The sequence below is a fragment of the Sulfitobacter sp. SBS6 genome (assembly GCF_048285585.1).
In the GTDB taxonomy this organism is placed as follows: Bacteria; Pseudomonadota; Alphaproteobacteria; order Rhodobacterales; family Rhodobacteraceae; genus Sulfitobacter; species Sulfitobacter pontiacus.
Genome location: NZ_JBLWBA010000005.1, coordinates 380,922 through 393,034, shown reverse-complemented (window position 1 = coordinate 393,034; position 12,113 = coordinate 380,922). Strand labels below are relative to the sequence as shown.

At 60.5% G+C, this 12,113-nt stretch carries 12 protein-coding genes and 1 tRNA gene; 11 read left to right on the top strand and 2 right to left on the bottom strand.

What is annotated here, in order from left to right:
* Positions 1-59 precede the first annotated feature (59 nt).
* The 11 genes from ACNQ62_RS05285 to ACNQ62_RS05235 all read left to right on the top strand — a co-directional run bounded on the left by ACNQ62_RS05285 (position 60) and on the right by ACNQ62_RS05235 (position 8,868).
* A complete protein-coding gene (locus ACNQ62_RS05285; RefSeq protein WP_132996685.1) occupies positions 60-530 on the top strand; it encodes an Rrf2 family transcriptional regulator in 471 nt (156 codons plus the stop codon).
* A gap of 51 nt (positions 531-581) precedes the next feature.
* Positions 582-1,706 carry a cysteine desulfurase family protein gene (locus ACNQ62_RS05280; RefSeq protein ID WP_418094356.1) on the top strand — a complete coding sequence of 375 codons (1,125 nt, stop codon included), beginning with the start codon at positions 582-584 and terminating at the stop codon, positions 1,704-1,706.
* 29 nt (positions 1,707-1,735) lie between these two features.
* A complete protein-coding gene (gene sufB, locus ACNQ62_RS05275) occupies positions 1,736-3,274 on the top strand; it encodes a Fe-S cluster assembly protein SufB (protein ID WP_005853229.1) in 1,539 nt (512 codons plus the stop codon).
* Between the two features lie 5 nt (positions 3,275-3,279).
* Positions 3,280-3,471, top strand: a complete 192-nt coding sequence (locus ACNQ62_RS05270) for a hypothetical protein (protein WP_005853232.1) — start codon at positions 3,280-3,282, stop codon at positions 3,469-3,471.
* Between the two features lie 31 nt (positions 3,472-3,502).
* Positions 3,503-4,309, top strand: a complete 807-nt coding sequence (locus ACNQ62_RS05265) for a polysaccharide pyruvyl transferase family protein (protein ID WP_418094355.1) — start codon at positions 3,503-3,505, stop codon at positions 4,307-4,309.
* A 91-nt stretch (positions 4,310-4,400) separates the two neighbouring features.
* Complete coding sequence (sufC, locus tag ACNQ62_RS05260; RefSeq protein ID WP_005853235.1) at positions 4,401-5,156, top strand: Fe-S cluster assembly ATPase SufC; 756 nt, start codon at positions 4,401-4,403, stop codon at positions 5,154-5,156.
* Positions 5,156-6,439, top strand: a complete 1,284-nt coding sequence (gene sufD, locus ACNQ62_RS05255) for a Fe-S cluster assembly protein SufD (protein WP_418094354.1) — start codon at positions 5,156-5,158, stop codon at positions 6,437-6,439. Before sufC ends, sufD begins: the two co-directional genes overlap by 1 nt.
* The gene (locus ACNQ62_RS05250; protein WP_005853239.1) at positions 6,439-6,924 is read left to right on the top strand and encodes a hypothetical protein; all 486 of its coding nucleotides are present in this window, start codon (positions 6,439-6,441) and stop codon (positions 6,922-6,924) included. Before sufD ends, ACNQ62_RS05250 begins: the two co-directional genes overlap by 1 nt.
* Complete coding sequence (locus ACNQ62_RS05245) at positions 6,921-7,520, top strand: Yip1 family protein (RefSeq protein ID WP_064215756.1); 600 nt, start codon at positions 6,921-6,923, stop codon at positions 7,518-7,520. Before ACNQ62_RS05250 ends, ACNQ62_RS05245 begins: the two co-directional genes overlap by 4 nt.
* The gene (locus ACNQ62_RS05240) at positions 7,513-8,733 is read left to right on the top strand and encodes a cysteine desulfurase (RefSeq protein WP_341204978.1); all 1,221 of its coding nucleotides are present in this window, start codon (positions 7,513-7,515) and stop codon (positions 8,731-8,733) included. Before ACNQ62_RS05245 ends, ACNQ62_RS05240 begins: the two co-directional genes overlap by 8 nt.
* Positions 8,734-8,791: 58 nt before the next feature.
* Positions 8,792-8,868: transfer RNA gene (locus tag ACNQ62_RS05235), tRNA-Arg, on the top strand.
* 40 nt (positions 8,869-8,908) lie between these two features.
* Here ACNQ62_RS05235 and ACNQ62_RS05230 read toward each other — a convergent pair.
* Both ACNQ62_RS05230 and ACNQ62_RS05225 read right to left on the bottom strand, forming a co-directional pair.
* A complete protein-coding gene (locus ACNQ62_RS05230) occupies positions 8,909-10,735 on the bottom strand; it encodes a histidine kinase N-terminal 7TM domain-containing protein (protein WP_418094353.1) in 1,827 nt (608 codons plus the stop codon).
* Positions 10,736-11,036: 301 nt separating this feature from the next.
* The gene (locus ACNQ62_RS05225) at positions 11,037-12,113 is read right to left on the bottom strand and encodes a methyltetrahydrofolate--corrinoid methyltransferase (protein ID WP_005853246.1); all 1,077 of its coding nucleotides are present in this window, start codon (positions 12,111-12,113) and stop codon (positions 11,037-11,039) included.

The following is a 12,113-nucleotide window of genomic DNA, read 5'->3' as shown; positions in this document are numbered from 1 at the left end:
TAGGCATTTCAGGCGTCGTCGTCAATCAAACAGGCGCTTATGGGGAAGGGAACACTGCGATGAAGCTGTCAACCAAGGGGCGGTATGCGATGGTCGCTTTGGCCGATATAGCGCTTCAGCCTGCGGATCGTCTGGTCAATCTGGGCGATATCGCGACGCGTCAGTCGATTTCCCTGCCGTACCTAGAGCAGCTTTTCGTCAAGCTGCGCCGGGCCGAACTGGTATCATCGGTGCGTGGTCCGGGCGGCGGCTACCGCTTGGGGCGGCCCGCGTCGGACATTCGCGTTGTCGATATTCTGGCGGCGGTCGACGAGAAGGTCGATGCGATGCATGTGGGGGCCGGTGCCTCTGGCGGGTCATCGGGCAGCCGGGCGCAGTCGCTGACCAACCGCCTGTGGGAGGGGCTGAGCGCACAGGTCTATGTCTTTCTGCACCAGACGCGGCTGTCGGATGTTGTCGCGAACGAGCTTGCCCCCTGTCCGGCGGTGCCGAACCTCTTTGCCATCGTGGACGAGGCGGATGCGGAATGAGGGACGCTGTCCCTCACACTCCCTGGGATTTAGGACCATTTGGAAGCTGATGTGAGAGTATATCTTGATCATAACGCGACCACGCCCCTGCGGGCAGAGGCGCGCGCGGCCATGCTGGCGGCGATGGATGTGGCGGGCAACCCGTCCAGCGTCCATGCCGAAGGGCGTGCGGCCAAGATGATGGTCGAGAAGGCACGCGGGCAGGTGGCGGCTTTGGTCGGCTGCGATGTGTCGGAGGTGATTTTCACGAGCGGTGCCACCGAGGCGATTGCGGGGGTGGTGCAGGACGCGGGCAATGTGGCCGGCGCAGCCGTGGAGCATGAAGCCGTGCGCATCTGGTGCCCGGAGGCCGAACAATTGCCTGTGGGTCGCAATGGTCACGTGGATTTGAACGCGCTGCCGGACGGAGCCTTGGCGGGCAAAACACTGTTTTTGCAACGTGCCAATAGCGAGACAGGGGTATTGCAGCCGGAAAGCCTGCTGGACGAGCTGGCGCGTTTGGGCGCGTCGCCCTCAAGCGTGTTCCGTGACGCGGTGCAAGCGGCGGGCAAGTTGTCGGATCTGGGGCGCTGGCGTTCGGATGTGGGTCGTCATGCGTCATTGGCTGTCTCGGCGCATAAGTTGGGCGGCCCCAAGGGCATCGGTGCGCTGATCGCGGGGCCGGAATATACGCCCGGATTGATGCAGCCGATGTTGCGCGGAGGCGGGCAGGAATTGGGCCGTCGTGCGGGGACAGAGAACGTCATCGGCATCGCCGGTTTCGGGGCTGCGTGCGCTGCCGCAGCGCAGGATTTGGCGGATGGCGTATGGGAACGGGTTGCAGAACTTAGAAATGTTCTAGAGAAGGCTCTTGAGGCTGCGTCAAAGAAGACTATTTTTGTTGGGAAAGACGTGGCGCGTTTGCCGAACACCTCTTGCTTTATCACGCCCGGGTGGCGCGGTGAGACGCAGGTGATGCAGATGGACCTTGCGGGCTTTGCGATCAGCGCGGGGTCTGCGTGCTCTAGCGGTAAGGTGGCGACAAGCCGGGTGTTGACGGCGATGGGGTTTGACGACGCTGAGGCATCCTGTGCCGTGCGCGTATCGCTTGGGCCGGACACCACAGAAGAACAGGTCTTGCGTTTAGCAGACGCCTGGACCGCGAAATTGAAGAAACACGAGGCGCGGGCCGCTTGATGCGCGCCGCCAGTTGAAGGATGAAAAGCATGGATAGCACTTTGGTCAAGGACGACCCGAACACCGGCGTTAAAGAGGGCGTTGATCAGGAAACCGTGGATGCCGTGCGCGAAGTCGGCGGTGCCTATAAATACGGGTGGTCCACAGATATCGAGATGGACTATGCCCCATTGGGTCTGAACGCCGATATCGTCAAGCTGATCTCGGAGAAGAACGAAGAGCCCGAGTGGATGCTGGAATGGCGTCTGGCGGCCTATGAACGCTGGCTGACCAAGAAAGAGCCGAACTGGGCGATGGTCGACTATCCGGAAATCGACTTTCAGCAGCAGTATTACTATGCGCGTCCGAAATCGATGGCGGAAAAGCCCAAGAGCCTGGATGATGTCGATCCCAAGCTGCTGGAGACCTACAAGAAGCTGGGTATCCCTTTGAAAGAGCAGGCGATTCTGGCAGGCGTCGAAGGCGCAGAGAAGATTGGCGACGAGCCCCGCAAGGTGGCTGTGGATGCGGTTTTTGACTCTGTTTCTGTCGGGACCACCTTCCAGGACGAGCTGAAAAAAGCGGGCGTGATCTTCTGCTCTATCTCCGAGGCGATCCGCGAGCACCCCGAGTTGGTCAAGAAATACCTTGGTTCGGTCGTGCCGGTGAATGACAACTTCTATGCGACGCTGAACTCGGCCGTCTTCTCTGACGGGTCGTTCGTGTATGTGCCGCCGGGCGTGCGCTGTCCGATGGAGCTGTCGACCTATTTCCGTATCAACGCGGAAAACACCGGCCAGTTTGAACGCACGCTGATCATTGCCGACAAGGGGTCCTATGTCTCCTACCTTGAAGGCTGTACCGCGCCGCAGCGCGACGAGAGCCAGCTGCACGCCGCGGTGGTCGAGATCATCATCGAGGAAGACGCCGAGGTGAAATATTCGACCGTTCAGAACTGGTACCCCGGTGATGAAGACGGCAAGGGCGGGATCTACAACTTTGTGACCAAGCGTGCAGACTGCCGTGGCGACCGTGCCAAGGTGATGTGGACGCAGGTCGAAACCGGCTCTGCCGTGACGTGGAAATACCCGTCCTGCATCCTGCGCGGCGACGACAGCCAGGGCGAGTTCTATTCCATCGCCATCGCAAACAACATGCAGCAGGCCGACACCGGCACCAAGATGATCCATCTGGGCAAGCGCACCAAATCGCGCATCGTGTCCAAGGGGATTTCGGCGGGCAAGGCGCAGAACACCTATCGCGGCTTGGTGACCATGCACCCCAAAGCCAAGGAATCGCGCAATTATACCCAGTGCGACAGCTTGTTGATCGGCGACAAATGCGGGGCCCACACGGTGCCTTACATCGAGGTCAAGAATAACAGCAGCCGGGTGGAGCATGAGGCGACCACATCAAAGGTAGACGACGATCAGCTGTTCTACTGCCGTTCGCGCGGCATGGATGAGGAAGAGGCGGTTGCCCTGGTCGTGAACGGGTTCTGTAAGGACGTGCTTCAGGCGCTGCCGATGGAGTTCGCGATGGAAGCGCAGGCGCTGGTTGCGATCTCGCTTGAAGGGTCCGTGGGGTAATCACGATGATGCGCAAGCTGACATGGGACGTGACCATTGCCGCGCTCGTTTTCTGGGTGCTGATGGCGCTGTTTCGCGGGGGCGGGCTGACGCTCGTCGCCTTCGAGAACACGTTCTTCCAGATGCTGATCTTTGCGATGATTTACGCTGCAATCCGTGTGGCCCTGTTGGTGCTGCGCAAGGGGGATGGCGAATGATCACCGTAGGGACCAAAGGCGCAGCGCTCTGATGCAGGCATCGGCGGACACCACTCCCTTGCGCCTGCACTGGTGGAAGGCGGTCCCGAATTTCGGGGACGCCCTCAGCCCTGTGGTGCTCGCCCATGTCGCGGGCCGACCGGTGGCGCATGCCGGTGTGCGCAAGGCGGAAGTCTGGGCCATCGGGTCGCTTTTGCAGGTGGTCAAGCGCAACTTTAGCGAGCCGCAGGATCACCGCCCGGTGATCTGGGGGGCGGGCTTGTTGCATCCGGTGCAGGGGACAGGGTTTGTCGATCATGTCGATATCGCCTTGGTCCGTGGGCCGATCACTGCCGCGCTGCTGGGGTTGGAACTGTCGGAGTTCGGTGATCCCGGTCTGTTGATCAACGCCGTGTGGCCGCAAGACCGCGCGCCCAATGGCAAGATCGGCATCGTGCCGCATCATTCGCTGGTGGATGACCCTGTGTTGCAGGCTCTGATCGCCAGTGACGCGCGGTATCAGCTGATTGACCCGCGCGGGCAAGCGCAGGATGTCTGCGCGGCGATTGCCGCGTGTGATCATATGTTTGCGTCTTCCCTGCACGGGTTGATCGTGGCCGATGCCTACGGCGTGCCCAACAGCTGGCTGGCCCCGATCGGGCAGTCGCGCTTGAAATATCTGGATTACGCGGCCTCGGTCGGCCGGCCCCTGCGGGCCCCGATCAACGTCGAGGACATCCCGACGGCGGTTCTGCCCGACCCGCTGTCACCGCTTTCCTATCAGGCGGGCATAGATGCCTGCCGCACCGCTCTTTATGCACGTTTTCCCAAAGCCTTACAGGCAGGGAGAGCGGCATGAAATCTTACACCGATGACGGCCCCTCGACGGGGTTTTCATTCACTCAATTCACTGTCATTGCAGCGCCAAAGCGCAAGAAAAGGAACCCATCATGCTGAGCATCAAAGGCCTGAAGGTCAAACTGGAAGAAGAAGACAAGCAAATCCTGAAGGGTGTCGATCTGGAAGTCGAAGCCGGTAAGGTTCACGCGATCATGGGGCCGAACGGGTCCGGTAAATCCACGCTGTCCTATGTGCTGTCGGGCAAAGACGGCTACGAGGTCACCGAAGGCTCCGCCCATCTGGGTGACATCGACCTGCTGGACCTTGAGCCAGAAGAGCGCGCCGCCGCTGGCCTGTTCCTTGCCTTTCAGTATCCCGTTGAAATCCCCGGCGTTGGCAACATGACTTTCCTGCGCACCGCTGTGAATGCGCAGCGCAAGGCCCGTGGCGAAGAAGAGATGTCTGCCGCGGAATTCCTCAAGGTTGTGCGCGCCCGCGCCAAAGAGCTGAAGATCGACGCTGACATGCTGAAGCGCCCCGTGAACATGGGCTTCTCGGGTGGTGAGAAGAAGCGTAACGAGATCTTGCAGATGGCGATGCTTGAGCCGAAAATGTGCATCCTCGACGAAACGGACTCCGGTCTGGACGTCGATGCGATGAAACTGGTTGCTGACGGCGTGAACGCGCTGCGCACCGAAGGCCGTGGTTTCCTTGTGATCACCCACTACCAACGTCTGCTGGACCACATCAAACCCGATGTGGTGCACATCATGGCTGATGGCCGCATCATCAAGACCGGCGGCCCCGAGCTGGCGCTGGAAGTCGAGAACAACGGGTATGCCGACATCCTGTCCGAGGTGGCGTAATGGCCGAAGCAGCGACACAACAAACCCCGACCGAGGCGTTGATCGCCACGTTGGACCTGCCCCAAGGGGGCTGGTCCGATGCGGCGCGCAAGGATGCGTTGTCCCGTCTGCAACAGGCAGGTCTGCCCGAGCGTCGTGACGAATACTGGAAATACACCCGCCCTGATACGCTGACCCAGCCGCAGGCGATCTCTGCCGCGGTGCGCGCGTCCGAAGACGTGGCCCTGTTTGATCAGATCGACCGGCTGAAGCTGGTCTTCGTTGACGGTGTGTTTGATGCCGATGCGTCGGATGATCTGGCGCTTGAGGGCATCACCATCGAACGGCTGGCCCAAGCGGACGCTGATCTGCATTGGGCGCGTGATCTTTACGGGACGCTGGAAAAGAACGGCCAGACACCTGTGGCACGCCCCTTGGCGGCGCTGAACACGGCTTTTGCCGCCGATGGTGTGTTGATCCATGTGACGGACAAAGTCTCCAAGCCGGTGAATATCGTTTATCGCCGGACCTCCGAGACAGCGGATGTCATGCTGCACCACGTCGTCAAGCTGGACGCCGGCGCTGAATTCACGCTGCTGGAGAACGGCCCCGTCGCCGCGCGCTTTAACGGTGTGCTTGAGGTTGAAGTCGCGGATAACGCGTCTTTCCACCACGTGCGCGCCCAAGGCCGCGATCACGAACAACGTGCCGCGACCCATATCTTTACCCATTTGGGGACTGAGTCCGCGTTCAAATCCTTTACCCTGACCGCCAATGGCGTGATGACACGCAACGATTGTGTGATCGAGCTGACGGGTGACGATGCTGCCGCCCATGTGGCGGGGGCCTGTGTGGGCGACGGGGGTGATTTCCACCATGACGACACAGTGTTCATCACCCATGACGCGGTGAACTGCGAAAGCCGTCAGGTGTTCAAGAAGGTACTGCGCAACGGGGCGACCGGTGTGTTCCAAGGGAAGATCCTGGTCAAGGCCGACGCGCAAAAGACCGATGGCTACCAGATCAGCCAGTCGTTGCTGCTGGATGACGACAGCCAGTTCCTTGCCAAGCCAGAGCTTGAGATCTACGCCGATGACGTGGCCTGTTCGCACGGCTCCACTTCGGGGGCGATTGACGAGGACGCGCTGTTCTATCTACGCTCGCGCGGTGTGCCGCATAACGTCGCGACGGATCTGCTGACCTTGTCCTTCCTGGCCGAGGCCGTCGAAGAGATCGAGGACGAGACCCTGCGCGAAGAGATCACCGCACGGCTTGCCGCGTGGCTTGAGCGGCACGCAGCCTGATGGCGGCGACACGCGATATCGTGGCCAGCTACCGCAACCCCGCCGCCGTCGTGCGGCGGTTGTTGGGACAGGGCCCGCGGGAGGATCGCAACCTGGTCTATCTGATGGTCGCGTGTCTGATCTTTTTCGTGGCCCAGACCCCGCGTCTGGCCCGCGAAGCCCATGTCAACGGCACCGAGCTTGACATGCTGCTGGGGGCGACCCTGTTGGCATGGCTATTCATCGCGCCGCTGATTTTCTACATGCTGGCGGCGGGGACGCAGATCATCCTTAGGGTGATGCGCGGTCGCCCCAGCGGCTATAGCACGCGTCTGGCGCTTTTCTGGGCCTTGCTGGCGTCCAGCCCGCTTGTGCTGTTGCACGGGCTGACGGCAGGGTTCGTCGGCGAAGGGATCGAATTGCGCATCGTCGGTCTGGTCTGGCTTTGCGTGTTTTTATGGTTTTGGATCAGCGGGTTGCTGGTCGCATATCGGACACGCTCATGAATGCCCCTGATACAAGATCGGTACTGACCGAGCTGGTCGTGCTTAGCCTGCGCGACCCGCGTGCTGCCGCGAACCAGATCATGGGATGGCAGCTCGGGCGGGACGTGCTGTGGACCGCTCTGGCGCTGGCAGCGGCGATCAACACGTTGATCTTCTCGGTCAGTCTGGTGCTGCAACCGACGCCCGCGATGCCTGCGTTCTTTACCAGCCCGCTGGCGATGTTTGTCCTGCTCTCGGGGGTCCTGGTGATCACGACCCACGGGCTTTACTGGGCCGGGCGTGCGCTTGGGGGCGAAGGCGACCTTGGCGATGTGCTGGCACTGGTGGTGTTCTTGCAGGTCCTGCGGATCATCGCGCAGGTGGCGATTTTCCTGCTGATGTTCATCTCTCCGGGGGTGTCGGTGCTGGCATCTTTGGCGACGGGCCTGATCGGGCTTTGGATATTGGTCAACTTCATCGCCGCTGCCTTTAACTTTACCGGACTGGGCAAGGCTGTCGGCGTTTTGCTGATTTCTATGGCGGCCATCGTTCTGGGGCTTAGCCTGCTTCTCTCTATCGTGGGCGTTGCCGCCCAAGGAGTGCTTCTTGATGTATGACGTAAACGCCATCCGCAGCGACTTTCCGATCCTGTCGCGCGAGGTGAACGGCAAGCCGCTGGTCTATCTCGACAATGGGGCCTCGGCCCAAAAGCCGCAGGTCGTGATTGATGCGATCAGCCGCTCGTACAGCCATGAATATTCCAATGTTCACCGCGGCTTGCACTATCTTTCTAATCTGGCAACCGATCAGTATGAATCCGTGCGTGGCACTGTGGCGCGGTTCCTGAATGCCGGAAACGAGGATCACATCGTCTTTACCTCTGGCACGACAGAGGGGATCAATCTGGTCGCTTACGGTTGGGCCATGCCGAACCTGCAGGCAGGGGACGAGATCATCCTGTCGGTGATGGAACATCACGCCAATATCGTGCCGTGGCATTTCCTGCGCGAGCGTCAGGGCGTCGTGATCAAATGGGTCGATGTGGACGCCTCTGGCGCGCTTGATCCGCAAGCCGTGATCGACGCCATCACCCCCAAGACCAAGCTCATTGCCGTGACGCAGGTGTCGAATGTTCTGGGCACGGTGGTGGACGTCAAGGCGATCACCGCAGGGGCCCATGCCAAAGGCGTGCCCGTCTTGGTTGACGGGTCGCAGGCGGCGGTACACATGCCTGTGGACGTGCAGGATATCGGCTGCGATTTCTACGCGATCACGGGTCACAAGCTTTATGGTCCTTCGGGGTCCGGCGCGATCTATATCAACCCCGATCGCATGGCCGAGATGCGCCCGTTTCTGGGCGGCGGCGATATGATCCGCGAGGTCACCAAAGACGGCATCACCTATAACGATGCCCCGATGAAGTTCGAGGCGGGCACCCCCGGCATTGTGCAGACCATCGGCATGGGCGTGGCGCTGGATTACATGATGAACATCGGGATGCAGAATATTGCCGCCCATGAGGCATCCTTGCGCGATTATGCCGTGTCGCGTCTGTCGGGGCTGAATTGGGTGCAGGTGCAGGGCACCACGCCGGACAAGGCCGCGATCTTCAGCTTTACGCTGGACGGGGCGGCGCATGCACATGATATCTCTACCATTCTGGATAAAAAGGGCGTGGCGGTACGTGCGGGTCAGCATTGTTGCGGGCCGCTGATGCAGCATCTGGGCCAGACCGCCACCTGCCGCGCGTCCTTCGGGATGTACAACACCAATGCCGAGATCGACACGCTGATCGAGGCGCTTGAACTGGCGCATGATTTGTTTGCGTGACCCAAGGCTGATTTTGTAATTGCAGGGGGCGGGTAGTCTGGCTATACCGCCCCTAGATGGACCCTTAGCTCAGCTGGATAGAGCGCTGCCCTCCGAAGGCAGAGGCCAGAGGTTCGAATCCTCTAGGGTCCGCCATCCTCCCTTGAATGAGCTATGTTTGTGTGGGGCTTCGCCCTCAGGCCTGCACGGCTTCTGGCGTGTCGCCAGTCGTTGCGGAGGTAGGGGTGTCGTCCGTATTGTCAGCGGCTGACAGGATCACGGCGGGCTGCCGTGCGGCGACGGTGGCAAATTCCATGTGGAAGGTCGTGCCTTCGCCGACAACGCTGTCGTAGAACAATTTTCCCGACATCTGCCGGGCCAGCTGTTGCGAGATATGGAGCCCCAGACCGGACCCCTGTGTTGCATATTGCCCGCCGTTCTTGACCTGTTCAAAGCGGCCAAAGACCTGCCCCTCCATCCCGTCGGGGATGCCGCGGCCGCTGTCCTTGATCGACAGGCGCACATGGCCGTTGCGGATGGACAGGCTGCCTTCAACGGTGCTGCCTTGTTCGGAGAATTTGATGGCGTTGGACACGAGGTTGTCGATGATCTGGCGGATGGCAAAGGCGTCACCGGTGATCGTTGCAGTCTGATCGCCTTTCGGCAGCACGAGGTCGATCTTCTGCTCGGCGGCGAACATCTTGTTCTCTTCCAGGCTTTCTTTCAGTAGCGCCCCCAAATCGACCGGCAGCGCGTCCAGCGACAGCGCGTCTACGTCGATCTTTTGCGCCAGCAGGATGTTATCGACCAGACGGGACAGGCGCATCCCGTTGCGCTGCGCGATTTCGAGGGGGGAGCGGATGCGCGCGTCGATCTCGCCCAAACGCCCGCTAAGCGCCAGTGCCAGCCCGCCCTTGAGCGAGGTAAGCGGCGTGCGCAGCTCGTGGCTGACGACAGAGATGAATTCATCCTTGGCGCGGTTGGCTTCGTCGGCGCGCAGCAGCGCGTCTTCAAGGGCGCGGGTGATGACGATACGGTCGGTGATATCGACCAGGGTAATGCTCCACCCCAGAATGGCACCGTTCGGGTCCAGCGGGCTTTCGATTTCCTGAATACGCGGGTCATAGATGCGCTGTTCGATGGTCAGGGATGCGTCCGTCGTGCGGGGGCTGCGGGTGTCGATCTTGGCCAAAAGGGCGTCGGCTTCGGCTTTGGACAGGTTGCACAAGCCGCTGCGTTTCGCGGCAGAGTTCATCAACGTGACACGGCGGTTGTTGTCGATCAGGATCACCGGTTCGCTGGTCGTATTAAACAGGATCGACTGCCCGATCGACGCCATATCCATTGTCTTGTTCGTCAGCAGCATGAAGGTAAAGGCCAGGATACCGACGGTGAACATAAACGCCGTGGGGTCCAGCCCGAAGACGGTGAAGCCGAAAATAACGTAAGACGCATTAGCAGACAGCGGTGTGATCGTGACCACCGCCAGCATCGTCAGCAGCGGCCAGGCAGAGCGGCGGGCGCGGGCAAAGGCCTTGATCAGCGCATAGAAGGTCGCGGCGACGAAAGTATACAGCACGGCCGTGATCGCAAAGAACCCCGGCCCGTGGATATAGGTGATCTGCCGGTCACCGGGCAGGATGGCAGTCTCGGCGGTATAGACCAGCTGGTGCATGCTATTGGTTGCAGCAAAGACAAAGCAGCCCACGGGCACCAGCACCAGCGCGGCCACCACACGCTTTTTCGACAGCCATTCGGCCTGATGCACATAGGCGAAGACAAAGAAGCACCACGCCACAGGTACCAGCGCATTGCCCAGCCATGCGACGATGGCCATGTCAAACTGACAGGCAAAGGAGGGGGTGGAAGCTTCGGCCCCGACGGTGATCAGGGTCCAGATCATGGCGATGAAGGTCAGGGCGTAGAACCGCTTGCCGTGGAAGTGCTGATATTTCAGCATGCAGACCATAACGACCGCGGCGACAGCGCTCACGCTTGCGGCAGCCCAGAACACGGGCTGCATAGCTACACCTTCAAAGCACGTTGTCATCAATTCACCCACGGACTGCGTCTTTGCAAAGCGATCTAGGCATACGGATGTGTTGAAACTTTGACAGAAGTTAGACAGCAGGCCCGTGCGTTCGGGGCCGTCGTTCTGTGTCAAAGACAATACAAGGCATAGTAAAGCTTTGCGCTGTGATCATGCGTGTGTGGGATGTGGGGTCAAGCGCTGGACGGATTAAACACTGGCCTGAACACAAAAGAAATCCCCGCAAAACCGTGGTTTGCGGGGATTTTGACCTTGGCGGTAGGGAGAATCCCCATTACCGGCGGCGGCCACCCTTGCGGCCGGCGCGACCACGCCCCTCTTGACCGGCCTTGGGCGCGACCTTGTTGAACTTGATCCATTCGGTGCCGTGAGGGTCGCGGTCGAACAGGAAGTTGGCGGCGCGGATCGCCTCCATCTCTTTCCCGGGGGTGGGTTTGGTCGATCCCATCCCGAAGAGCGTCACAAAGGTTTCGTCGTCGATCTCGTCCGGCAGGATGATGCCCGCCGTCACCAGTTCGGCCTTCTTCTCGGCAATCTTGGTCTGGTTCACGGGCAGGGTGATCGGGTTCATGATCGCCGAGGTCATGCCAGCGCCCATTGCCATCGGCAGGAAAGCATTGTTGATGCCGTGACGGTTGGGCAGGCCAAAACTGATGTTGGAGGCACCACAGGTCGTGTTCACGCCCAGTTCCTCGCGCAGACGGCGCACAAGGGTAAAGACCTGATGCCCCGCCGTCGCCATTGCGCCGATGGGCATGACCAGCGGGTCGACCACGATATCATGGGCTGGAATACCGAAGTCGGCAGCGCGTTCTACGATCTTCTTGGCAACGTCGAAACGCACGTCGGGATCTTCGGAAATGCCCGTGTCGTCGTTCGAGATCGCAACCACCGGCACATTGTATTTCTTGACCAGTGGCAGCACGAGCTCCAGCCGCTCTTCCTCGCCGGTGACCGAGTTCAGCAGCGGGCGGCCCTCGCAGGCCTCGAGACCCGCTTCCAGCGCACCGGGGACCGAGCTGTCGATGCACAGCGGGATGTCGACGACGTTTTGCACGACGCGGATCAGTTCGGGCATCAGCATCGGTTCGACAAAGTTATTATCCGCATAGCGGGGGTCTTCGGCCATCTTGTTCGAGAAAACAGCACCCGAGTTCACGTCCAGAATATTCGCGCCCGCCGCGGCTTGTGCAATGGCGTCCGCCTCGACGCGGCTGAAATCGCCACGCTCCAGCTCTTCGGCGAGGATCTTGCGGCCGGTGGGGTTGATCCGCTCCCCGATCACGCAGAAGGGCTCGTCAAAGCCGATGATCGCTGTTTTTGTTTTGGATTCGACGACAGTTCTGGTCAT